This window comes from Microcoleus sp. B3-D2 (genome assembly GCF_036705345.1).
Classification (GTDB): Bacteria; Cyanobacteriota; Cyanobacteriia; order Cyanobacteriales; family Microcoleaceae; genus Microcoleus.
The window spans coordinates 27987-53378 of sequence record NZ_JAUBUG010000020.1; the positions used below are offsets into that span (position 1 = coordinate 27987).

The 25392-nt window shown below is 49.4% G+C and carries 13 protein-coding genes; 2 read left to right on the forward strand and 11 right to left on the reverse strand.

Annotated features, from left to right (window positions below; genetic code table 11):
- Positions 1–219: 219 nt before the first annotated feature.
- On the reverse strand, positions 220–3600 hold the full coding sequence (locus tag QUB14_RS10270) for a DEAD/DEAH box helicase (RefSeq protein ID WP_333216758.1): 3381 nt from the start codon (positions 3598–3600) through the stop codon (positions 220–222).
- 448 nt (positions 3601–4048) lie between these two features.
- Here QUB14_RS10270 and QUB14_RS10275 point away from each other — a divergent pair, with 448 nt between their 5' ends.
- Positions 4049–6202, forward strand: a complete 2154-nt coding sequence (locus tag QUB14_RS10275; protein WP_333216760.1) for a polyribonucleotide nucleotidyltransferase — start codon at positions 4049–4051, stop codon at positions 6200–6202.
- A 358-nt stretch (positions 6203–6560) separates the two neighbouring features.
- On the opposite strand, the gene QUB14_RS10280 is transcribed toward QUB14_RS10275, so the two are convergent.
- The 8 genes from QUB14_RS10280 to QUB14_RS10315 form a co-directional block, all read right to left on the reverse strand.
- Positions 6561–7934 (reverse strand): Rid family detoxifying hydrolase, encoded by a 1374-nt coding sequence (locus tag QUB14_RS10280; RefSeq protein ID WP_333216762.1) that lies wholly within the window; start codon positions 7932–7934, stop codon positions 6561–6563.
- Positions 7935–8200: 266 nt separating this feature from the next.
- Complete coding sequence (locus QUB14_RS10285) at positions 8201–13507, reverse strand: response regulator (RefSeq protein ID WP_333216764.1); 5307 nt, start codon at positions 13505–13507, stop codon at positions 8201–8203.
- 51 nt (positions 13508–13558) lie between these two features.
- Positions 13559–14461 carry an HNH endonuclease gene (locus QUB14_RS10290; RefSeq protein ID WP_333216766.1) on the reverse strand — a complete coding sequence of 301 codons (903 nt, stop codon included), beginning with the start codon at positions 14459–14461 and terminating at the stop codon, positions 13559–13561.
- 57 nt (positions 14462–14518) lie between these two features.
- Positions 14519–17611, reverse strand: coding sequence for a methyl-accepting chemotaxis protein (locus tag QUB14_RS10295; protein WP_333216768.1), 3093 nt, complete (start codon positions 17609–17611; stop codon positions 14519–14521).
- 150 nt (positions 17612–17761) lie between these two features.
- The gene (locus QUB14_RS10300) at positions 17762–18295 is read right to left on the reverse strand and encodes a chemotaxis protein CheW (RefSeq protein WP_190661936.1); all 534 of its coding nucleotides are present in this window, start codon (positions 18293–18295) and stop codon (positions 17762–17764) included.
- Positions 18295–18459, reverse strand: a complete 165-nt coding sequence (locus QUB14_RS10305; protein ID WP_333216770.1) for a hypothetical protein — start codon at positions 18457–18459, stop codon at positions 18295–18297. The genes QUB14_RS10300 and QUB14_RS10305 overlap by 1 nt, the downstream gene beginning before the upstream one ends.
- A gap of 534 nt (positions 18460–18993) precedes the next feature.
- Positions 18994–20232, reverse strand: a complete 1239-nt coding sequence (locus QUB14_RS10310) for a response regulator (RefSeq protein ID WP_190661814.1) — start codon at positions 20230–20232, stop codon at positions 18994–18996.
- Positions 20233–20452: 220 nt separating this feature from the next.
- Positions 20453–20878, reverse strand: a complete 426-nt coding sequence (locus tag QUB14_RS10315; RefSeq protein WP_333216772.1) for a hypothetical protein — start codon at positions 20876–20878, stop codon at positions 20453–20455.
- Positions 20879–21864: 986 nt separating this feature from the next.
- Between QUB14_RS10315 and hmpF the strand changes: the two genes are divergently transcribed.
- On the forward strand, positions 21865–23610 hold the full coding sequence (gene hmpF, locus QUB14_RS10320) for a pilus motility taxis protein HmpF (RefSeq protein ID WP_333216774.1): 1746 nt from the start codon (positions 21865–21867) through the stop codon (positions 23608–23610).
- On the opposite strand, the gene tilS is transcribed toward hmpF, so the two are convergent.
- Both tilS and QUB14_RS10330 read right to left on the reverse strand, forming a co-directional pair.
- On the reverse strand, positions 23607–24752 hold the full coding sequence (gene tilS, locus QUB14_RS10325; RefSeq protein WP_333216776.1) for a tRNA lysidine(34) synthetase TilS: 1146 nt from the start codon (positions 24750–24752) through the stop codon (positions 23607–23609). The genes hmpF and tilS overlap by 4 nt on opposite strands.
- Before the next feature lie 127 nt (positions 24753–24879).
- Positions 24880–25305 carry a KGK domain-containing protein gene (locus QUB14_RS10330; protein ID WP_333216778.1) on the reverse strand — a complete coding sequence of 142 codons (426 nt, stop codon included), beginning with the start codon at positions 25303–25305 and terminating at the stop codon, positions 24880–24882.
- Positions 25306–25392: the final 87 nt, after the last annotated feature.

Consider the following 25392-nt stretch of genomic DNA (forward strand, 5'->3'; position numbering starts at 1 on the left):
AGGAAGAAGGAAGAAAGCTTTAGTTATAGTCGCGAGAGAAGGAAGGAGGAAGAAAGCTTTAGTTATCGTCGCGAGAGTCAGAAACCGGGTTTTTTACGAAAAAACAGGACTATAACCTTTAATCCTGGTAGAAAACCCGGTTTCTGTGGTCAGAGTGCGTAATTCCTCTGATGGTTGAGAACTAAAGTCCTCACTCGAAACCGAAGAAAATTAAGCACATTATTCTTCTTCCGTTTCTATGATAGCATTGCGATCGAGGATTAGTAAATTCCGAAGTTGGTCTGTATCTAGCTCGGTGAGCCAGTTTTCGCCGGCGCTGACAACTTGTTCGGCTAGAGCTTTTTTGCTTTCGATCATATCGTGTATTTTCTCCTCTAACGTGCCAGTGCAGACAAATTTATGCACTTGCACGTTGCGAGTTTGACCGATACGAAATACGCGGTCAGTTGCCTGATTTTCTACTGCGGGATTCCACCATCTGTCATAGTGAAAAACGTGGGTGGCTCTGGTTAAGTTCAGGCCTGTACCGCCTGCTTTTAAGGATAAAATCATAATCGGCGGGCCTTGGGGGTCGTGCTGGAAGCGATCGATCATTTCTTCCCGCTGCTGTTGCCGAATTCCTCCGTACAAGAACAAAACTTCTCGCCCTAAATGTTGTTCTAGATGCGGTTTCAGGAGTTTTCCCCATTCGGCAAATTGAGTAAAAATTAAAGCCCGATCGCCCTCCGCGAGCACCTCTTCTAACATTTCCACCAACCGCTGCAATTTGCCCGATTCCTGACTCTTAATCTCCAATTCTTTCGGCTTAGCTTCTGCTTTCACAAGAGCCGGATGGTTGCAAAGCTGCTTGAGTTTTACCAGCAAGGCCAGAATCATTCCCCGGCGCTGAATGCCTTCTGCTGATTCTAATTCCGCTATTGACTCTTCGACTATTTTCTGATATAATACCGCCTGTTGAGCCGCCAGCCCGCAAAATACAGTCATCTCCTGTTTTTCGGGCAAATCTTGGATGATTTCTTTGTCAGTTTTCAGGCGGCGGAGGATGAAAGGCCGAACGAGCGATCGCAAAGTCTGCAAAGATTCCCTATCTCCGTATTTCTCGATCGGAATTGCAAATCGGCGCTGAAAGAAATTGCGCGGTCCCAAATAGCCAGGATTCAGAAATTCTAAAATTGACCACAATTCTTGCAGTCTATTTTCCACCGGAGTTCCTGTCAGCGCAATTCTAAAAGATGCCTCGATTTGTCGCACCGCTTGCGACTGCTTAGCCTCGGAATTTTTAATATTTTGCGCTTCATCTAAAACCAATCCTTGCCATTTAATGCCTTGAAATTCCTTCGCATCGCGAAACACCAAGGCGTAACTGGTAATTATTAAATCCTTTCCTTTAATTTCAGCCGGAAAGGCTTTGCCTTTAGCGCGCTTGTCTCCGTGGTGAACTAACACTTTTAGCGTCGGGCCAAATTTCTTGACTTCGCGCTCCCAATTGCCCAATACTGATGTCGGACAAACCAGTAATGTTGGCGCTTCTAGAGAATCTTGTTCTTGTAAGTGCACGAGGAAAGCAATTAGCTCGATGGTCTTACCAAGCCCCATATCGTCCGCGAGACAAGCACCCAAACCCCAGCGTTCTAAGAATGCTAACCAGCCTGCTCCTAGGGCTTGATAAGGTCGCAATTGTCCTCGGAAACTAGCCGGAGTTGCGATCGCACTTACCGCTTGATTATCGCTCAAAGTATTCAACAATTCCTGAAGTTGACCCGTAGCCTCAAAATTCACCACAGGCAATTTTTCGATCATCTGAGTATCGCCCGACGCCAAACGCAAAGCATCCTCCAAAGAAAGAGTCATTTGCTCTTTGCGACTGGCAAAAAAAGTTTGAGCCGCTTTCACATCCGGCGCGCGCAACTCCACCCACTCGCCGTTAATTTCCACCAAAGGCGAATTCAACGCGGTCAATCTGTCAAATTCTGCCTTAGAAATGCGCTGTCCGCCGATCGTCAATTCCCACTTAAAATTTAGCAGACTTTGCAATCCCAACCCGCCTTTCGCCGGAGTCACTTTCGGAGTTTCCGCTTGAATGCTCAAACCCAAACGGCTCGCCCAACCATCCGTCTTTGTCAAACTAGGCGGCAAAACTACGCCCAACCCGCTATCAGCAAACCGCCAAGCTACAGACTTAATAAACTCGTATGCTTGCAGCGGATTTAATTGGCAAGATTGAGGCCGCTGTGCTTGCAAACTCGGTTCAATTAACGGATAAAGTTTCGAGGCTAAACCCAAGCCGCTAAGCAAAGTTTCTTGAGGCAATTCTATTGTCCGCCCCGCATAAGCCAAACGCTCGACAGAGTTGTTCCAAACAGTTGTCGCGTCCACCAAAAAGTCGGTTTCATCTGCTGCTTGCAAGCAATAATTTAAATTCCAGTTGGCTTTACCGGGCGCTGGTGGGATGAGTTGAAAGCAAGTGCGAAATTGACTTTGTTGAGATAATTGATTTTGCAGCGGTGCAGTCCAAGCACTCAGCTTGGTTGCTAAGTTTTCCAATGCTGTTGTTTCTACTTGAACTATCCCAGATTCCTGCTGCAAAGCTTGCAGCCAGTCGCGCACAGGAGAAACTGTTTTGATCTCTAAAGTAGAGCTACCAGCCGTTAGCGCAGCCCTCGAAGAGGATCGCACTTGACTATCTACAATACTACTCAAAAAGCCTAACACCAATTCCTCCGCCCCCATCGGCAAATCCACCGCTAAAGGCAATTGACTGGATTCTTCTTCCTTTTCCCCTCTTCCTTCTTCCTTCTTCCTTCTTCCGACGGACATCGGACTGACATCCGTTACATCCGTTACATCCGTTACAGAATCCGTTGCCGAACTTCCTTCTTCCTTCGATTGATATGTTCTGCAAGCCGTCGGCATTTGCTTGACAAAAGTGGCGAGGCGGAGTGTATCTGTAGAACTATCTAACAGGGGTTGCCATTTGGCAATAGCAGAACCGTCGGACTGTTTCTCCAATCCAGGCAAAAATTTGCATCTTGCCAACAAATCCAAACTCCACCTAGCAATATGAGACCAAAAACGCAAATCTGAGCCGACAAAAGAGTCGGGTTCCGTGCTGTTAAGCGGTAGTGATTGCAAGAAAACAAAAGCTGCTTGAGGGTTGAGACAAAAACCCTCGACTTGCCAGGGATAAAGGTAAATTTCCTCGGTTTTTGCCGGTTCCTCAAGTGCTGCTGCTGAGTGCTGCGGCATCAGATTTGCGTTCGATTCTGAGATTTGGGTGGGAAGTGCGAGCGCCAGAATTTCCCTTTTAATTGAGGAGTTTGGGGCGGTAAGTTCTGCGTTTTGACTTTTGGGCGACCGCCGAGTTTTTTTGCTTTTTTCCGGTGGAGTTTCTGCGGTTTCCGGTAATTGCCAATCCAGTTTTCCCGACTGCTGCAATGAATTTAGGAAAGTCTTAAATTCAGCTTCGGTCATTGCTAAGGGATGCTGTAGATTTATCCCCGCTGTGGTGTCAATCGCCCCAAATTTTCGCCACGTTTCTCCCCAAATAAATAAGCAACTTTTGTCATTGTCAAGTAGCCAACTGCCGTGTAAAATTGCCATCTTTTTTTACCCTGATATTTTTATTTATTTGCGAGGTTGACTACAGCATTTATATGGGATTTATGAATATTTTTTAAAACAAACAAAGGATATTTTGAGCCAGACAGGAATTAGGTAGAACCTGTATATGTAGGGTGCGCCCTAACCACCTTACGGCTTATTCCCTGTCCTAGATAACTAAATCCTTCTTCCTTCTTCCTTCAACGTCCCAATTCCCAAATGAAAATTCATAGTACCATCTATGGAAGGCGTTTAGCGGGCGATCGACCGGAGAATCGACCCCAGACTGCAAAAAATAATTTGAGAGTATAAATGCTTATAAGCCAGACGCAGACAGTGGATCGCGAGGCGATTATCCCTGTCTTTTGGCGTCGGACTCTCAAACATCCTGTGGTAATGTTACGATCCCGACAGAGAAAGAATGTGGTAGATAAGGAAGCAGTGCTACATGGTAGAGATAGACAAGTCAATATCCTTCGATGGACGGGATATTAGACTGAAGATTGGTTTACTAGCGCCTCAAGCAGGCGGTGCAGTTTTGATTCAGTCGGGTGACACAGCGGTTTTAGTGACAGCGACTCGATCGCAGGGGAGAGAAGGAATTGATTTCCTGCCCCTGTTGGTGGATTACGAAGAGAGACTCTACGCTGGCGGTAAAATTCCCGGTGGATTTTTGCGAAGGGAAGGGCGTCCCCCCGAAAAAGTGACTTTGACTGGCCGTTTGATCGATCGACCGCTGCGCCCGCTATTTCCAAGCTGGCTGCGAGATGACATCCAAGTTGTAGCCACAACGGTTTCGATGGACGAACAAGTGCCACCGGACGTTTTGGCAGTGACGGGGGCTTCGGTGGCGATACTGCTGGCGAAAATGCCGTTTTACGGGCCGATGGCCGCAGTACGAGTCGGTTTGGTAGGGGACGATTTCATCATCAACCCCACCTACAGCGAAATCAAAGAAGGCGAGTTGGATCTCGTGGTAGCTGGTTCTCCTGACGGAGTAATCATGGTAGAAGCCGGCGCCAACCAGTTGCCCGAACAGGATATCATCGAGGCGATCGACTTCGGCTATGAAGCAGCCTGTGACTTGATTCAAGCGCAGCGCGAAATTATGGCGGAATTGGGCATCGATTTGGTGGTAGAGGAACGCCCATCCCTAGACTCGGCCCTGGAAAACTTTATTCGCGATCGCGCCCAAGAACCCATCCGCATCATTTTGTCAAGATTTGAAAAAGACAAAACAATACGGAATGCAGCATTGGACGAAGTTAAGGCAAATGAAGTCGAAGCTGCGATCGCCGAACTCCCGGAAGAGGACCCGGTAAAAGTAGCCGCCACCGCCAACAGCAAGGCGATCGGCAACGTTTTCAAAGACGTTACCAAAAAAATGATGCGGAAGCAGATCCTCGAAGATGGCGTCCGTGTAGACGGTCGCAAGCTAGACGAGGTGCGACCCGTTTCTTGTCGCGTAGGCGTGCTGCCGTCGCGAGTACACGGCACTGGGTTGTTTAATCGCGGGTTGACTCAAGTCTTGTCCGCAGCTACCCTGGGAACCCCAGGCGACGCCCAAGACTTAGGGGACGACTTGCACCCGCAGCAAGACAAACGCTACCTCCACCACTACAATTTCCCGCCGTTTTCGGTAGCAGAAACCAAGCCGATGCGATCGCCCGGACGCCGAGAAATCGGTCACGGAGCCCTCGCAGAACGCGCTTTGCTGCCGGTTTTGCCATCCAAAGAAGATTTCCCCTACGTGATTCGCGTAGTTTCAGAAGTCCTTTCTTCCGACGGTTCGACCTCAATGGGTTCAGTTTGCGCCTCAACGCTAGCATTAATGGATGCAGGCGTTCCCCTTTCCCAACCCGTCAGCGGCGCGGCAATGGGCTTAATTAAAGAAGGCGATGAAGTCCGAATTTTGACTGACATTCAGGCAATTGAAGACTTTTTAGGCGACATGGACTTCAAAGTAGCTGGTACCGACACCGGTATTACCGCTTTGCAGATGGACATGAAAATCAAAGGTTTGCCCTTAGATGTGATTGCCAATGCCATCCGTCAAGCCAAACCGGCCAGACTGCAAATTTTAGAAAGAATGCTGGCAACCATCGACACTCCCCGCAAGGAAATGTCGCCGTTTGCACCGCGTTTGCTAACCCTGAAAATCGATCCAGAATTTATCGGTTTGGTAATTGGGCCTGGTGGCAAAACGATCAAAGCCATCACCGAAGAAACCGGTGTCAAAATAGACATCGAAGACGACGGAACCGTGACAATTGCTGGCAACGACAGCGAAAAAGCTCAGCGGGCTTACAACATTGTCCAAGGCATGACGCGCAAGTTGAATGCAGGAGACGTGTATGTCGGCCGCGTAACTCGAATTATTCCGATCGGCGCTTTCGTGGAAATTTTGCCAGGAAAAGAAGGCATGATTCACATTTCCCAGTTAGCGGACTACCGCGTTGGCAAAGTGGAAGACGAGTTAGCTGTAAACGATGAAGTGATTGTCAAAGTGCGAGAAATTGACAATAAAGGTCGAATTAATTTGACCCGCTTGAATATTCATCCCGACGAAGCGGTAGCCGCCCGCGAAGCGTTGAATAAATAGTTTACAGTTGGTAATTGGTAATTACTTGTAGAGTAATTGCTAATTGCTAATTGCTAACTCGTAATTAGTAATTGCTAATTGCTAATTGAGATAAAATCTGATTGTTTCAGATTGATTTGGGAGTAGGTGCGCGACAGCGACAGATCGACAAAAGTGCGATCGGCTGTAGAAGTTAATACACTCGCGCACTTTACCCTCGGCGGTTGCTATAAATAAACTTTCAAATTATTCATCTCTCTCCCCTCTTTCTCAGCGCCCTCAGCGCCCTCTGCGGTTAAATCACTCAGAAACATAAAAAAAACCAAATATCCAGAAACCAGGCTTATGGAAAAAGCCTGGTTTCTCAAAGAAGATGAAATCAAATCACAGCAATACAGTCAATTTCAACTAACACATCTTTCGGCAAACGCGAAACCTCCACACAAGCGCGCGCCGGTGCTGTTTCCGCATCAAAATATTTCGCATAAACCGCATTCACGGCGGCAAAATCATTCATATCTTTGAGGAAAACCGTAGTTTTTACCACATCCAACCAAGTAGCGCCCGCTTCTGTGAGAATCGCTTCGAGATTTGCCATGACTTGTTCGGTTTGTTTTGCCACATCGTCGGTGTAGACAATATCGTTTAGTCTAATGTCGATCGCAATTTGACCTGCTACAAACAGCATAGTGCCCGTTGCGGCAATGGCTTGATTGTAAGGGCCCACGGGTGCAGGTGCTTTGTCAGTACGAATAATTTTGCGCGTCATAGATGTCACTTTTTGGGATTCTTGTTGAGAGGTTTCCGGTTTGTAATCGATTTCTGGTTCGGAGATTTCTGATTGGTAGATTTCTCCATCGGGCATTATCGCATCAGTGAAGTCTGCATTTCTGATATTCCAGCCATAGCTGTTTGCATTCATCAAGTTAGCCTTCTTCAAATTTGCTCCCTCCAGATTTGCATTGCTCAAATTTGCCTCGTGCAGATTGGCTTGCTCTAGGTTTGCTCTTTGCAGATTAGCGTTGTTGAAATATGCCTTTTCCAAGTCGCATCGACTCAAATTTGCATCAGCTAGATTTGCATTGCTCAAATGTGCGCCTTGCAGATTGGCTTGCTCTAGGTTTGCTCTTTGCAGATTAGCTTTGGTGAGATATGCCTTTTCCAAGTCGCATCGACTCAAATTTGCATCAGCTAGATTTTCGCTAGATAGACCCAATTTAGGCATATTTACTTCTCGTAAATTAGCTCCTTGAAAATTAGTTTGTATAATTTTTGCGCCACCTAACTCTGCGCGACATAAGTCTGCCTTAGTCAAGTTTGCCCCAGTCAAATTTGCATCAGTCAGATTGGCTAGACTCAGGTTTGTCTCTATCAAAGAAGCTAAAGTTATGTTAGCAGAGGCTAGATTTGCTCCCCTCAAGTTTGCTTTATCTAGATTGGCATTAGTTAAGTTGGCACCACTCAAGCTTGCTCCACTTAAATCAGCACCGCTAAGGTCTGCCCAAGATAGATTTTGTGAACCATACATTACCTTACTCAAATTCGCACCTTTTAATGATGCCCTGCTGAGGTTTGTCCTGTGAAGGCTTGCCTTACTCAGGATTGCTTCACTCAATTCTGCTCTGGACAAATTGGCATCCTGTAAATCTATCCCGCTCAAGTCTGCACCTTGAAGGTCTACCCCACTTAAGTCTGCTCCCCTAAAGTTGCGCTGTCCTGCTGCGTATTTTTCTAAAAGTTCTTCAGCGTTCATTCATAACCTCGATCGCCCTTCCGCTAAACCCCACTTTCCCAGCCTACCACCAAAACCGAAAGCGCGAGCTAAACCTGCGTCAATCCCGGTCTATCTATTTTTATCTGCGGTTAAGAAATTCCCTTTTTTAACCGCAGATAAACGCAGATAAACACAGATTCACGCAGATGAATTAGAGATTATCTGCGTGAATCCGCCTTTATTAATTCTTATCTGCGGTCGGAGAAATTGCCTTTTTCAACCGCAGATAAACGCACATTTACACATTACACAGCAACCGGAGCACCAACAACCTCACCTTTCAACATCCGAGAAGCAGCATCAAGCAATTGCTCCTCCAAATAAGGCTTAGTGAAATAACCTTTCGCGCCCAAACTGTAAGCCATTTGGCGGTGTCTGTCAGCACCGCGAGAAGTCAACATCGCGATCGGCAATTCACACAAAACCGCATCCTTCTGCATCCGAGAAAGTAGTTCCAAACCGTCCATTCTCGGCATTTCAATATCGCAGAAAACGATATCGCAAGGCAGACCAGATTTCATCTTTTCCCAAGCTTCCTTACCGTCGCGAGCTTCTTCCACACGATAGCCAGACTTCTCGAAAGTAATCGACAAGAGCGATCGCACCGTAATCGAGTCATCCACAATCAGCACAGTCGGCTCAGTCTTCTCGATTTCCGCCTCCTTAGTAGCCTTCTCGCTCTCATCCCAAAGCGTACCGCCAGTGTCCTTACGCAGCCTTCCGGTAGCCAAATCGATCAGTTCCAGAACGTCCGCAATTGCCACGATCCGACCGTCCCCGAGCACCGTGGCCCCAGCAATCCCGATCGGCTTCGGCACCGGCCCTTCCAACGGCTTGATCACAATTTCCTGTTCCGTCGAAACCTGATCCACCTGCACCGCTAAGAAATTGCCAGCAGACCGCAGCACGATCACCGAAATCATGTCATCGTCAGTATTAAACCCGTAAACACTGCCCCGGCCCAAATGGCGGTTGTAAGCCAGCAAATCCCGCAGCGGCCTGAACGGCAAGCTTTGACCCCGCCACTCAATGCAAGGCAAACCGTCCGCCCCCGTCGTCACCTGATCGCGAGGCACATCGATCATATCCTCGACCCCATCCATCGGGAAAGCAATGCGAGCTCGATCGCTAATGCAAGTCAGAGCCTTAGAAATGCTCAACACCAGAGGTAAACGGATGGTAAACACAGTCCCCTTGCCGATGGTTGAATCGATCGACACAGTACCGCGAATCTCCTGCAAGGAAGTCTGCACCACATTCATACCGACCCCCCGGCCGGCATACTCTGTAGCCTGTTCCTGAGTGCTGAAACCCGGCATAAACAGCAAATCGTAAACTTCCGAGCGAGACATCCTCTGAGCCTGAGCCGCCGTCAGCATACCCTGCTTAATCGCCTTCGCCTTCACCCGTTGCGGGTCAATTCCCGCCCCGTCGTCAGAAACCGAAACCACGGTTTGGTTCCCTTGGTGGAAAGCGCGAATGGTAATTCTGCCGACTGCTGGCTTCCCAGCCGCCAGACGCACTTCGGGCGGTTCGATCCCGTGAGTAATGGCATTGTTCACCAAATGAGTCATCGGGTCATATAGCTGATCCACAATCATCTTGTCGATCTGAATATCCTTACCCTCAACCTGCAACTGAGCCTGCTTCCCGCACTTAATCGCAATTTCCCGCACCGCCCGGAACAGCCTGTCCGTCGTCTCCGCAAACGGCTTCATCCGGGCGCGAGTCAAACCTTCTTGCAGTTGAGTAGTAACTTGCCGCAGTTGGCGAGTCACCTGATCCGCCTCATCCACCAAAAACTCAATGTCCGCCGCCGACTCCCGCACCCGCACGATCAGCTCAATAATCTCCTGAGCCAAACTGTGGAAAGGAGTAAACCTGTCCATTTCCTCCGGTCTCCAGGCACTTTCCCGAGTGTGGGCCGAATCCTCAGAGCGCCAGGCCGATCGGTGTCCCTGGCGGTTTGCCAGCAAAGCAATCTCCAAAAGACTCCGCTCGTAGAAATCCTGAGTCCGCTGGCTCACATCGCTCAGCAGCGCAACCTGGTGCAGCAAATTGTCCAAAAACTGCCGCATCCGTTCTTGGTCTTGCTCCAAACTGTTGCGGTTCACCACCAGTTCCCCCATCAAATTGCTGAGGTTATCCAGTTGCTTGATCGGCACCCGCATCGTTTGGTCGCCGAACCCGCCCGCGCGCATATTGCGCCTGGGTCTGTTGATCGCCGACGGCCCCATATTGGCTTCCCCTTGGCGGCCGCTCTCCTTGGGATCTTCCAGCAGTTTTTCCAAATCGCCAAATTCGTCGTCGCTCTCCTCGGCTGCAGCGCGCGAAGCTTTACTGGCAGTTGTCGCCGGTGCAGGAATTTCCGGCATAGTTGCGCTCTCGCTGAGGAGCTCTTCGAGATCCGAGAAAACTTCTGTATTTACCGGACTCTGATTTGTACTCCCAGAAGCTGCTATGACAGCTCCAGCACCCCCTGCAATTAACAGTGCTTCTAAATCGTCAAAATTGCCTTCGTCATCCTCAGCGCCTGATTCGTCCTCGCCAAAAAAGTCTGCCAGCGACCCCTCTTCCAACTCTGAGGAATCGGCCTGGGCCGACTCGTCCTCAGCGTCCCAAAAGCCCGTCGTCAGTTCCGAAGTCACCAGAACCTCAGCATCGATGGAATCCAACAAATCGTCAAAACCCATCCAAATCGCGTTGTTGAGAGTAGCCCCGGTTTCCATCGCCGAGAGCAAGTCAGCATCGCCCTCAAACATACCATCAAGAGATTCTGTCGGCAGCGCCTCTAAATCCGCACTCGAAAAATCTGTTTCCAGGGCATCAAACAAATCATCTTCGCCCTCAGACTCCCCGGCGCCATCTGTTTCGGCTCGATCGAACAAATCCCCACCCACCTCGTCGGACAAACCATCGGGAAGTTGGGCCGACAATTCCTCAACATCAAGAGCCGCGCCGTCATCTGGCGCCGCTCCAGCATCGCCGTCCTGCACCATGCCTTCCCCAAACATATCCTCCAACAAATCGAAAACTGCGCCCTCATCAGATTCGACATTTGAAATTTCCGACTCAGGACGATCGGACAAAGCCCCAAGTTCAACCGCTGCCGAATTTGTCAAGCCGTTTTCGGAAACAGTAGCACCATTGTTGTCGAACAAACTCCCCAAGTCGCCCTCATCAACTCCGACACCGGCACCGAGCAAATGTGAATCCCCATCATTCAGCCAACCCCCACGGGCTTGCCCCGAAGCTTCTCCGTCATACTCAGTACCCGTAGGTACAGAACCGAACAGCTCAGCCAAATCTGCCGCTTCTCGGGAAGTAGCCACTCCTTGCCGATCGCGCACAGTCTGTTCATCCTCAGAAATCGCACCCGAGGTCATATCCCCAAACAGCGCATCTAAATCCGTATCGTCCAGCTCCAGGTTGAGCGATTGCACAGACTCGTCTTCCAGGCCGAAAGCATCTTCTAGCCAGTTTTCATCCGCAGAGATATCTAAATCAGAATTTGATGTCATGTTAAGAACGTTGCCCCTTTCCTCATTTTGTGGGATGCCAGCAGCTCGATCTCGATCGCCCCCGTTCTCCGTACCTTCGTCTTCTGAAGAAAGGAAATTAGAAGTAATCCCTAACAGCTCGCTCAAATCCGAGTCCTCGCCAAGCTCAGAGAACAACTCGAAATCATCCATTTCAGGGAGACCAAGCGCTTCGGCATCCGCTGAATCATTATTGCCCCCCCCTGCTGCAGGCTCCTTCGATTCTCCGTCTAAAGCCTCCGACTTCAGGGAATACTCCGAAGAAACTGCCGGCACATCCGTTGCCTCAGATAAGCCTAAATCGCCGAACAAGTTATCGAAATCAGCATTGTCTGTAACACCAGCAGAAGTTTGGGCGGCCACTTCGTCCAAAAGCGTACCGAGAGCATCTTCGTCCGCTTGTCCCCTGGCTGGGGCTACCGTCTCCTCTCGCCGCTCCAAACCGCCCTTACCGTTACCCGTTTTAAGCTGTTTGCGAGTTAACCGCTGGCTCGAACCCCCATTTTTCTGACCGGCAGCTACTGCCGACCCCTCTGCCTCCTCTCCAAACAGCAAATCCTCCCCAAACAAACTCGTCAGGTCATCAATCGGAGGCTTTGTGTTCGTTTCGGAACTTTCCGAATCGTATTCGTCAAACAACAAATCAGTAAAATCGCCGGAATTGTCATCGTCTGACCCCAGCATTCCCGCCGCCGATATCCCAGAAGACTGTGCATAGTCGAGGTCTTCTTCTTCTTCCCAAGTGCCGTCGAGATCCGGCGACTCGCCGTCAAACAAGTCAGCTAAAGTGTTGAGTTCTGCCGCGCCCACTTCCGGGCCCGTGCGGGTCGAGCCTCTAAAAGCACCCGTCTCCATATCCGATTCTGCGAAGGCGGAATCGTCGAACTGGGCGGAGCGAAGGCCACTGTCATCGTTGCTGTCGCCGCTGTCGAGTTGGTCGAACAGCTCGTCTATACTCAGCCCAGAAATAGTTGGCAGCAACTTGTTCAATCCATCCGGGGCATCGCCCGATCCCACCATATCCCAGGCCTCATCCTCAACAGAAACCCCATTTGTCCCCGATTTACTCGGTTGAGCGAATGCCAGCAAATCTTCAAAATCCGTTTCTGGAACCAGAACAGCCGGCTGCAGCGCCAGAAGTTTTGCGCTTGGTGCGATCGACGATTCTAGACCAGAAATTACAAGTTCTTGCGCTTGTTTGATGTCTTTGATCACCGTTGGGGCTAAGGTGCGGTAGGTATTTTCTGGGTTGGCGATCGCCTTGGATACAGCTTGAATCAATTCTATCCAGCAAGGCAGTCCAAATTCTTCCCCCGCCCTGAGCAAATTCCGACAAATGTTCTTGAGTTGCCGCCTGCTTTCTGGCCCCTCGGGCTGTTTGAACTCTTGCAGGAGTTCCCGCATCCTCGCCGGCACGTCTGAGTCAAATACTAGCTGCAGCGCGCTGTCTTCTGTTGATCTGGCATCAGGTGCGTAAACTGACCGCGAATCCGGAATACTCCTTGATGAGGCTAACGCCCCGACTCCCATCCCCGCCATAACTGGTTCGGGTACTGGCATCGCGTAGGTCTCGTCTGCATGGTGTTCTCCGTGTCCGACGAGTCCCCCCAAGTGCCCGTTGAGCTCTTCAAATACTGGTTCTAATTCTCGAACCATCTGTTCTCCCAATTCTTCTGTCAGTCCAAAAGGCCCCGACAGTTGCTCTAAGAGTCCTTGCAATGTGTCAAAAATTCGCAGAAAAAGGGACTCTAGCTGTTGGTCTACTTTAACGCTGCACTCTTTTAAAACTTTAAAACTATCTTCTAGTCGGTGAGCTGTTTGTTGAATGCTGGTCAGCCCCAGCATTGCTGCTCCTCCTTTGACAGAGTGAGCGGCCCTAAATACTTCGTTGACCAGTTCTGGGTCTTCGATCGTGGTTTGCAGATTCAGCAAGCCTTGTTCGATCGTATTGAGGTGGTCTTTTGCCTCCTCAATAAAGTAGCCCATTATCCTCTGTTGTTGCTCCGGCAGCATAGTTTTATTCCTGATTTTAAGCGTTATTGTATTGGGTCTATGTTAGTAGTTCTAGAGAAGCTCTTTGTAGATCTCGCCCCTTGCCAAGAGAATAATCTGACTGTGAGATATGGCAAATGTCCTGGCTATTTTTCTTTTCGATATGCCCTCACCTAAAAGATAGCGAATCTCCCGCACCTGTTCGGGTTTTAGTTTGCGGTTAGGGCAGATATTGCCTGGAACGAAAGGAAAGCGGTTTTTTTCTATAGCATCGCGGGAGTTATCGGCGGGGGTTCCTTCCCACAAATGGTCTGGATTGACACAACCGCGATCGTCGCAACTGTGACACGCAAAATAACCGGGTTTGACAGGCCGTCCCAGTTTGTGTTCCAGTACAAGTCTGTGAGCGTAGAAACTTTTTGTTTGGCCATTAATTTTAGTACCTTTAATGGCGTAACCATCACTTCTTTTAGCCAACGTACAAATCATGCAGCCGTTCGGCTGTATTTCAGCGCGAATGCCTGGAATTACTTCTATGCCTCGCACTTGTTTTTGAGGTTGAGGAGCCGATGTACTTCCTACATCTTTAATCCGTCCTTTCTTAAACCTATCTTGAGAATTTTCACGTCTAGAACCTTCCCATAAATGGTTGGAATTAATGCAGTTGCGGACATCGCAAGTGTGGCAAGCAAAGTATTCCGGTCTAATCGGACGACCTAAAATATTTTCTAATACTAAACGGTGGACTGTCAGCGTTTTCCATTCACCGTTAATGCGAAGTCTTTTGTTGGCATAGCCCCTGCTGTTTTTGGAGAGGGTAGAGATAATACACCCCGTCGGCTGAATCTCACCAAATATGCCAGGAATTACTTCTACTATGTTGTCGCCCATCTGTGCAACTCCTACTTGCTTTAGGTGTTGAATTGGCAGCCCCGCAGCGGTTTCAAGACTGCGAGGGTGCTTTTTGTATCCCATTATTGCCACACTAATCGGATTGTAAATCAGCCCGCAAAAAAAGCATTAGACAATTGATTATTGTCTTTCTGCTGTTTCTACTCGGAATCTTTCCACCGATGTCAAAAGGTCGCGAGCAACGCCCACCAAGTTTTGCAAAGCACCCGAAACTCGCTGCGCTTCTTGGGAGGTTTCCTGAGCAGTTAATTCCACTGCTTGCATCACAGAAGCTACGGCGCGAGCGGTTTCGTTTTGCTCTACAGTGTCTGCAGTAATCGATCGCACTAGCACGTCAATTCGGTTAGTTACTTGAATGATATCTTCAAGCGATCGCTTCGCCTGTTCTGCCAATCTTGTCCCCTCAATAACCTGCTGCGTCCCTTCTTCCATGGCCGTCATTACCGCGCCGGTTTCGCTTTGAATTTGCATCACGATCTGTTCGATTTCTTTCAAAGACTTAGCCGATCGGTCTGCCAATTGTCGCACCTCGTCTGCCACGATCGCGAAACCCCTGCCCGCTTCCCCAGCTCTCGCCGCCTCAATACTGGCGTTGAGGGCCAACAAATTCGTCCGGGAGGCGATCGTCGCAATTAAAGCCACAATCTTAGAAATTTCTTGAGAAGCTTCCGCCAAGCGCTTGACTTTTCTCGTGGTTTCTGCTACTGTTTCTCGAATTTCCAAAATCCCTGCCACCGTCCGCTCCACAGCCTCGCCACCTTTCAGAGCCGTTGCCGCCGCGCCCCGGGCTACTTCTTCCGCCTCTCTAGCGCTTTCTGCGACCCGCTGAATCGCGTCGGTGAGGACTTGCACGGAATTCAGCGTTGCCGCCAGTTCCTCAGCTTGCCGCAGCGCGTCGGAAGACAAATCGCCCGCAAACTTAGCACTATCCGTAGCGCCTTTGCTGACCTCCCGAGCCGCCTGCTTCACCTGATGGACAATTTCGCGCAGATTTTGAATTGTCAAGTTAAACGAGTCAGCAACAGCACCCAAAACGTCTGCGGTCACTTCCGCAGTCACCGTCAAGTCACCCCGGGCCGCTCCTTCCACGTCGTCTAGCAAGCGAATCACTTGGCGCTGCAAGTCTTCTTTTGCCTGTTCCTGCTCGTCAGACTTGCGCCTGGTATCGCTAATCGTGGTTTGGATGACCTTCGCCATGTGGTTGAATTTAGCAGCCATTTTACCAAATTCATCTTCCGAGTAAACGGTAGCGCGAGCATCCAAAGTTCCTTGAGATACGGCATCGAACTGAGCTTGCAAATTATCCGAGGACTTGCGTACCTGCTTGGCGATCAACTGGCCGATGCCCCAAGAAGTTAAAAAGCTCGTAAAGCCTGCGGCTGCGGTCATTACCCAGCCTGTTTGGCGCAGGTAAACGATCGCCTCGGGTTTGTCTTGCCGCAGAGCTTGATAGGAGGCAATGTTCGTGACGAAAGCCACAGCTACCAGAGAAACCAGTCCCGCCCCGATTGCCGTGTACAACTGTTTTGTAACCAAAGGGGCATTTTCCAAGAAAGCCAGTCCCCCCTGTTCTACCGTGACCGAAGTATCGACCGCTTCTGTTTCGGTGGAAGCAAAACTCGGCACAGACGCATCAGCCGGGCCGTTTATGCTAAATATCTCGTCATCCCGAATTGCTGAGCCATCGCTGTTATCAAAGTCCAGGCTGCTCCCAGTCGTTCCCATCATGCCGCTGGTCGAGTTGCCGAAATTGGTGTTACCTCTAGTCAAGATCGAACTGCTGGCATCTTCTGAGATATCAAAGTCCGGCAAATTGCCCAAATCGTCAAATTCGTCAAATTCGTCTAAAAAGTCGCTGTGTTGTTGAACGTTCCCAGCTTTTGACGACCAGCCGCTGTTGTTCTTGTCGGACGCCCCAAAAGCTGTCGCTTGTTCGTTTTCGTCGAAAGAGAAAGAATCGCTAAAAGCATCATCATCAAAAGCATCTAACTCGAAGTTGTCTCTAGAGCCAAATGCCGGGGGTTCCGAGTCGCTGTAACCGTTGCTGTTGGCGGAAGATCGATCGACTGAATTAAATTGTCCCCGGCTTGACCTTTGACTTTGAGAGTTAGGGACAGCACCTCCCATCAACAGCGTTTCGTCTTCCGCCAGGGAATAGTTTGATGAGTAGTCCGACCCGTTATTCGGCTGCTTGTTTTGAGGTCGAGAAGACCCGAAACCCGACGAGGGCAGCGCCTCGGCAAACGGGTCTTCCTCTTCGGCTAGAGGTGCGTTATGACCGTAATTTTGGCCGCTCTGGGGCGGGGTTTGGTAGTCGTAGTCGGAGTTATCGTCGAATTCGTCTGGCAAATCGAGCCCAGCAAAAGGTTCGCCAAAATTGTCCGAGGACCCGATGGGGGAGTCTAGTTGGTTTGAGTCGAAGGAATTCCCGGTGTCTGAAGAGGCAAAACTTTGACCGTTGAGCATCTGAGTCGGAGCTTCTGAAAACGAATCTCCTGAGTAAGGTGCGCTTTTCCCAGACACTTTGCTGCTAGACACGTCAGCAGCATCAAACCCTCCATCATCTAAGGCAAAAGGGTCTCCAAAGTCCGAGTCGGCAAACTCGTCTATGTCTAGCGAGTCGGATGTCTCAGCATAAGCTGCCATTCCGCCGCTGTCGCCAGCAAACGGGTTAGAATGTGAGGTTAAATCTGAGACAGGGTCGGCGCGATCGTCGTCTTCTGCTTCCCACCCCAAGCCACTCATGCCCAAGTCGGCCAAGTCCTCGTTTTCCATGTCGTCTGAGGATTGACTTCTATAGGAAAGGGATGGGGAATTTCCTTGGAAAAGTCCCAAATCCGGGTCTTCTAACCCTTCATCAAGAGATAAGTCTGGGTAGAATTCTAATTCTGTTTCAGCAGACAAAGCCTCGAAATTTTCCGTTTGCAGCTCTCCAGATAAAAATTGGTCTGTGTAGGTAATTCCGTTGTGAGCGTGTTCCACCAAACTCGGGTCGTCACTCAGGCCTAGCACAACCGTGTACTGTTCCCGCGCCACCTCATACTGTTGCAGCCCGTAGCAGTAAATGTGTCCGCACAGCAGGCGAGCGCTGGGGTCTTCGGGAAAATCTTCTACTAATTGATAAACTAGGGCTGCGGCTTCTGAATAATTGCCATCCATGTAGGCCGCTTCTGCCCGTTGGTAGTCCTGCTGAAAGTTGGTACTTGTTGCCATTTGCCGCCCTCTTTGGATTTTAGATTTTAGATTTGAGATTTTTGATTTTTATTATCTTGAATTGAATGTTTAGATGCGCGCCTCAAGTCGTGTGACTGTTGATGGTTAGACCCCAATCGAAAATCGCAAATCGCAAATCTAAAATCGATTTCACGCTGCCCACCGCGCCGAGCGCAGAATTTTCACTTGATCTAGCAGTCGGAGCACTTTCTGAGCTTGTGCACCTAACATCCATTCTCCCCTCAGAAATGGAATCATGCCGTCTGGTGCATTGTTCTGAGAGTGCAGTTGCTCTACGTCGAGCCAGTCCATCCCCACAATTCGATCGACTGCCAGCCCCAAAATCGTGTCTTGGTCTTCCACAGCCACGATCGGGATTTCGGGTCTATCTGTGTTCAGAGGTGTTTGGTCTCCCAGAAATTGGCCGAGGTCTGCCACCCAAATCACTCGTCCTCTCATATTTAGCGTACCTAAAAGCAGAGAGGAAACGTTGGGGATCGGTGTCATACGGTCTGGGGACGGGGATAGTACCTCTCTAATCCCTGTCGCTGGCAGTGCGAACTCGTTCCCCGAAGGAACGTAGAACCGCAGGTGCAGCTCACCTTCGGGAGTTTCTAGTTCTTGGAATTCCGGAGCCGGATCTACCCCTAGTCCTGGTAATATAAAGTCTGGGCTACCGCTAATCATAATTCTGACACCTGCATTTCTAGCAAATTGTTGAGGTTTCCCGCCAAGAAGAACCCGATCGAACTTCGATGGTCGAAACTTGACACAGCCAAGCTTGACACAGCCAAGGGGTGAATGGCGCGACTGCCGGAGGTGCTTGGCAATACATTTGCTCCGTCCATAATTGACTGCAATCAATAATTCGCGCGACCTTTGCTTACAAATTAGCTCACATCGACTACGAACAATTAATTGGGAACCCCTAAAACTTCACTTTGTACTCCCACCGCCGTCTCAAGTGGTAAAACTCTGGGTAATTTCTGCGATACAATGCTAAACCGATACTCGGATTAGCGAGGAGTTGTTGACATGGCTAGTGTCGCGACAATCCTGAACGGAGTCACTATAAGACTGAGAATGCACTCTCTGACTTTGTACAGAAATACCTAGCAATGAGTAGCTCTGTGCATCAGTTTTTCGGAGCGGCTGCAAGTGGAGAACAAGTATATTATATTTGCACTTTGAGCGTGTTAGACCCACTTGGGTCGAGAAATTGAACAGAGTTTTACCGACGCCCTCATGCCAGCGCCCGGATTTATACATTCTAGTTTATGGTGCGATCGCCAATCGTGTCCCCAAGCTTTCTCCTTGTGGTGGCCAAGACTCGATCTAACTGCAGGTACAAGAAAGCTCCAATAATGCCATCGGTGCGAAATTTATTTTTCTTCTAATTGGTCTTCTAGAGAGCGGTCTAATAATCTTTCCGAGAGATTGACCCGAGGGTAGCCCGGGCCCACATATTTTTCTACCAGCATCAATAACTCGCTTTCACCAAAAGGTTTGGTGTAAAAGTCTGTAGCTCCTGCCATGCGGGCTTTAACGCGGTCGATAAATCCGTCGATGCCCGTCAGCATAACGATCGGCGTCTGCCGGAAAGCGCTAGAACTACGCAGCATAGCGCAAATTTCGTAGCCGTCGAGTTCCGGCATGGCGATGTCACACAGAATTAAATCGGGTTTGAGTGGAAACACCAAACTCAATGCTTGGAGGGGATTGCCGATCGTAGTAGCTTCGTAACCGTGTTCATTTAAAATTGACTCAACTGTTTTGCGAATAGTATTGTCGTCGTCAATACAGACAACTCTGGGAGCCTTGGTTTCTGGGGACGACCATTCTTTTTTGTTGTTGGTGGGGGCAACAGAGGGTTCGTAAAATACTTGCACCAATCCCTGCTGCACAAAGGGGTAAATCGCCTTAGCAACAGTGAGCACGTCTCGGTTGAGGTAGCGCGCCATTTGGCGGATCGAAGTGTGCCCGTCGGCCCAGCGTCTGAGAGTATTAAAGGTATTGACAGGCAGCGCGACTCGCAGCTCGGAGGGGTCTGAAATCACCGGGCATTGGTTGGGCGACTGAATGTGAGGGTGAAACTGCTTCCACTGCTGCACCTGTTTGACAATCTTGGCCAGCAGCGAACTAATTTCTAAGCTGGTCAGTTGAGGAGCCAAAGCTGGGCCCATTTCAAAAGTGAAGGAACCCTGGTGGAGACTCAGCAAGTCAAATAGGGTTTCGTGGATCATGCTCTGGATGATGTTGCGCCCTTGAGCTGGGGTGAGGATGTGGTTTTCTAGCAGAGCCCATAGGTAGCCGTATTCTGGGGCATTGGTAGATGCCATATAGGGAACTTGGATTTTGTCGAGGGCGGTATCTGCTTTGTAGCGGCGCAGGTAGTCGCGCAACCGAAACAAACTGCCCGCACTCTGGGTAGCGTAAATAATCTGACCGTTGAAGCAGAAGACATACCAGGATTGTCCTGCAAGGGAGCGCTGGGTAGGTTGAGTACCCGTGCTGCTGCCGGTGGAGGTGTAGGCCTCTACGAACAGTTCTCCGGTTCGCTGACCTAACTCAATCAATTGCAGGATGCTGCGGATGTCTATTTCACTCAAATTTCCCTGCATGCAGCTAAAGTGTCCTCCTTAAAACCGTTGGCGTCTGAGCTCGGAAAGACTGTGTGCGGGCGAAAAGATTGACTTTAGTTTCCGTCAATAATTTACGCGCTGATGCCGATCTCACAATTGGGAATTGACGAAAGGGCGATACTTGCTGCTGCTCCTCGGCCGCGCTACCAGTCCACAAGCTGAAACCGCGAAACTCGCGGCATTCTCTAAGTGTAGAGTTTCACCTTGTATTCCCACGGCGTTGCCTAAACTCGTAGAATCCACACCGCACGATTGCACGGGTTCTTCGAGTGTGCAACGCGGGCATTCCCGACTGGTTCAAGTCTTCGATGGCTAAAGTTTTGAAGTTTTTGGCTGAGTATGCCGTCAGTTTATCCAACACATCTTGGCGTAGGTCAACTTCAAAATACCGAGGATTCTCTGGTTTTACCGCTGCTACCAGCAGCAAGTGCCGATCGATGCCCGATGGGAACTTGAGGCTAGTCTGTTGGGTTGGATGAGTTGCGATCGAGGTTTTTTTTGGGTTTGCCACAGCCCTAAAATCAGGTGCAGTCAAAATGAACCTTTGTTGGCAATTGTCAGGAAAACCCTCAGTGCCGATCGACCTTTTTGCTCGCCCGCGGCGAGCGTCATAGGCTCGCGTCATTACCTTATTCTAAGGCAGCGCGGTTCAAATCCCTAGTCCGCCGGAGCAGGGCGCAGGCTTGGGGGCTGCAACGGCTTTTCTCACGATCGACCCATAACTAAAGCGTTGTAAAATCAATAGAAAGTTTTTGATGGAAACCCCAGAGGCAAGCCCTGGGCTAACGACATGGGGATTTAGACCTGGGGATCAGTCGCTAGGGACTTTTAAGTCTCGTGAAACGATTGTGTTGCTAAAACCAGAGTGGTATAATTGGCCCAGAGCGATTCGCCAGAGTAAGAATAATTTTCAACCCATTGAAATATCCTAGACGGCGAGCAACCCCGGCAACGCACTAATCTGATTAATTCGGAATAGTTAAAGGGCAAATAATTGCAGCATAGGTCACGTTCAACCTTAAAAATATGAAGAACTCAGCAAGTCTGCGCTCCGGGAGAAGTAAAGTTCTTTGAGTGAATAGAGGGATATTTGAATGTCCCGTTGTCGTCTTGAAGGTGGGCAAGAATCCCCCGGCTTTAGACGTGGGGAAGTTCAAGGACTGACCTTTTTCAGGTTGGGGCTATGGCAGTCTCCGCAGTGAGAGCTAGTCTTTAATCAAGCGGCATTGGTACTGCTCTCTCATTCCTCCAGACAACTGGCGACGGCCGTACTTTCTGGAAGTTCTCCCGTGAGGATCTGCTATGCCTGAGTGCTGCTAAAGTTAGAAAAAAATGCTATCCCCCGATTTGGCAAACGATACCAAAAAGTAAGACTTAAGTGGCAAAAAGTTATCCTTACTTGCCTATACTTGTTTACTTTAGCTAAGTTGACTAAAGATCGCACGCAGTGTTATGTTTAGTCAAGAACCTTTGGCTTAAGGGGGATAGCCTACTTATGTTGGGATTAGCCGTCTACCCAACAGCGTAGGAAGTAAACACCACTTATCTTTTAGGCCTTTAAGTAACTTAAAGTAAGTTGGGATAGGTTTTACGAAGCAGAGGACTATTAGTGTGCTGTATCTAGCGGAAGTACAAAAACAGAGAAGCGGCTTTGGTCTCGGTGGCGGTAAGGCTGAGCTGAAACTGCTAGCTTGTCAGCGGGGCGAACATAACTGGAGCGCCGTACCAGGCGATGACGCGATCCCAGTTGAGGAAGCTAATAAGTTTAACGACGGCACGCTGGTGCTGGTTGAGTTGAGCGCTAGCAAGCAAGTGCAGCGAATTCAGGAGGCGGCCCGCCAGTTGGTGAGCATTCTGCAAAATTTCTCGCGATTGCAGGACAAGTTTAAGGATAAGGAAGAGGAAATTGAACAGTGGAAGGCTTCTCTGACGTTTTCGAGTCAGGAACTCAATCGCCGGGAAATGGAAATGCAAGCCCGCGAAGAGCAGTTGGCTCAAATGGAAGAGGAGTTGGAGCGGCTGGAGGCTCAGCGCTCGGAAATTGAAAATACTCGAGATGAAGCTAACCGACTGCGAGAAGAAGCCGATCGCAGTCGTGTGGAAATTGAGACGGCTTGGGAACAGTTGCGGGGCGAGCAGCAACGGGTGGCCCAGCAGCAGTCTGAGGTTCCCCAGGGGGCAGTAGTTGATGAGCAGCAGACCCAGAGGATTCAGGAGTTGATGCAGAAGCTGGGAGGGGCAATTGCTTCGGCCCAAGGGGTGCGGGAACAACTGAATCAGTCTTTTGGTGCGGTGGGCGCTCAGCAGGCAATTCTGGATCAGCACTGGCAGCAGTTGGAGCAAAAACAAAGCATAGCTCAACAGCAACAAGAAGAGGTCGATCGACAAAATCAGACCCTCCAAAACCGCTGGCAAGAGTGGTACCAATCTCAAGAAGCTTTGGCGCAAGCTCGGGCGGAGCTTAAAGGCCAGCAAAGTACCCTCAGCGCTCAGCAGAACCAGGCTCAGTCCGTGTCTTTGCAGGTGCGGGCTGTTGAGGAGCTTTACCAGCAAGTTTCCAGGCTCGCATCTGCTTCGGGTGCTGCGGGTACGCAGCAAAAAGTAGATGTGTCAGCTTTGGAGAAGATGCCTGTTGATGAGTTACAGGGGCTGGTGCAACACCTGCAAGAGGATTTGGAAAAGGTGTTCCGGTTTGTTAACGATCAAGAGGAGGAGTTGACTCTGCAGCGGGAGACAATCGAGGAGCTGCAAGGGAAAATTCAAGCTGCTAGCGAGTACGATCGCATGGCTCTGGAAAATGAAATGGCAGATGAACTCGAAAGTTATCAGATGTTAAACGAAACTCTGGTGGGACAGCGCCTCCGGTTGCAGGAACGGGAAGATGTTTTAAAGCAGCATCAGGCGGTTCTGTGGCGACGACTGGGTACTGCTAATGCTCCAAAACAAGAGCGAGGAGATATTGATTTGGGGCCGATTGTCGCACAGCTCAATACTCAGCGGCAGCAGCAAAGCCAAGAATTGCAAAGACTGGAAAACGAAATTCAGCAGGTGCGGGAAGCCGTATCCCAAATTGAGGCAAATGTCAACCGCCAAAATGGGGAAAGTGAGGCGAAACGCTACGAACTCAAGCAGTTAGAGCAGAATTTGTTCAACCAGAAAGGTGCAGTGGCGCAACTCTGGGGCAGAGTGAATGTTTATCAAGAAATGTTGCAGCCGGTGCAGGACAATTTGACTGGGCTACGCCAAAAGCTCGAAGCGGTGGCGGGGGAACTCGATCGGGTGCAGCAGACTGGAGAGGAGCAAGATCGGGTAGTTTCCGATTTGCGGCAAGTCCTTTCGGGTTTGATAACAGGTTAAAATTTAAGATCTAAAATTATCGAAGGGTGTTCGACTCGACCGATCGCTCCTCCAGGAAATGGATCGGTTTGCGATCGGTTGGGCGCTACGATTAAGCTGGTTAGTTTTTCTACGCTTTCAAAACTGGGCGCCGAGGGCAATATTTGTTGCAGTAGTTGGCGCATTGCCCGTCGCTGCAAGGCCAGGGGTGCTTCCCGCAAAATCGGGCGATTTAACTTGAGGGGAAGTTGAAAATTCACCTGCGGGCTGTCTGCAATTGGAGACATTGCTCGCTGTAGCAAGTCGCTGGCTGCAAGTTCGAGATATTCTACGTCGGCGCGCAGGAGTTCGGCTGTTTGAGCTAGCGCTTGTTGGGCTTTTGGGTTGAAATGAGTTTCCAAATAAGGCAATAATTCCGATCGAATCCGGTTGCGCGTATATTGTAAGTCTTGATTTGTAGAATCTTCCCAAATTGGTAGTTCTTGCTCTTGACAAAATTGACCTGTTTGCAATCGAGTTATTTCGAGCAAGGGACGAACTAAATAGATTTTAGATTTTAGATTTTGGATTTTCGATTGGGAAGTTTCATCCTGATTTTCCAATCTAAAATCGGCAGATATTTGGGAGTTGGGATTTTCGCCGGAATTCCCTAATCTAAAATCTAAAATCGGCAATCGAAAATCGAGAAGGGGCCGTGTCCAGGTGAGGGCGGAAAGTCCGTCGGCGCCGCTGCCGCGAATCAGGTTGTAGAGGAGTGTTTCGGCGCGATCGCTGGCTGTGTGGCCTGTAACAATGTAGGGGTAGTTGTGGGCGATCGCAATTTCGGTTAAAGCTTGATATCGCCACTTTCTGGCGGCAGCTTCTGTTTTGGGGATGTCCGAGGCTGTTTCCAAATAGTAGGATATTCCCCAGTTTTTAGCTAATTGTTCTACATGATTGGCCGACGCTTGCGAGTCAGAACGCCAACGATGATCGCAGTGAACAATCCCTAGGTTCCACCCCCATTTGGGCTGCAAATCTAGCAGTAATTTAATTAAACACAGAGAATCTTGTCCGCCGGATACTGCTACTAGCAAGCGCTGAGTTGATGGCAATATTTGTCTGTACAGCAGCGTCCTGTGAACTTGAGCGTGCAGGTGCGTCCAATTGGAAGATTCAGCCATGAGAGCAATTTTTCATTAAGCAAAAATAAGGAAGTTAGACCACGAGCAGTGTACGGGATTTAACCGATGGATTTTGAGCAAAGAAGGGGAAGCATCCCCCTCTCCCCATCTCTCAGTCTTTGCCTTCCTAGCTCCACATTCCTATACTTTGGGGGTCGCGGTCGGGATACCTAGAAATAGGAAATTGATTACTTATTTCTGTTGAGTCACATTGATTTAATGACTCATCTATATCGGTTTGAGGTGAGCTATCTACGGCGTAGTTTTGCACGGTGTCCGATCTTTCGGCAGCGGCAGGAAGGGCTTTTTGTTCTTTGATTTCAGGTTCCAGCGGAATAAACTCCAGACGCATTCTAAGTTTTCCTTTAGTCCAGTCTTTGCCAGCACTTAATAGCTCGCAATCCAGACCGTCTGAAAATAATTTTTCGTCTACCAATTTTGACTGCATAATGGCCATAAATTCGCTGACTTTGAATGTACATTGATACATCAAAGCGCTGGTAGGGGCAGACACAACATCGTTTTCTTGGGGAAATATTTTCGATTCGTCCATATTAATTGTCCTTATTTTAATGAATGAAGGAAGTTCGGCAACGGATTTTGTAACGGATGTAACGGATGTAACGGATGTAACGGATAT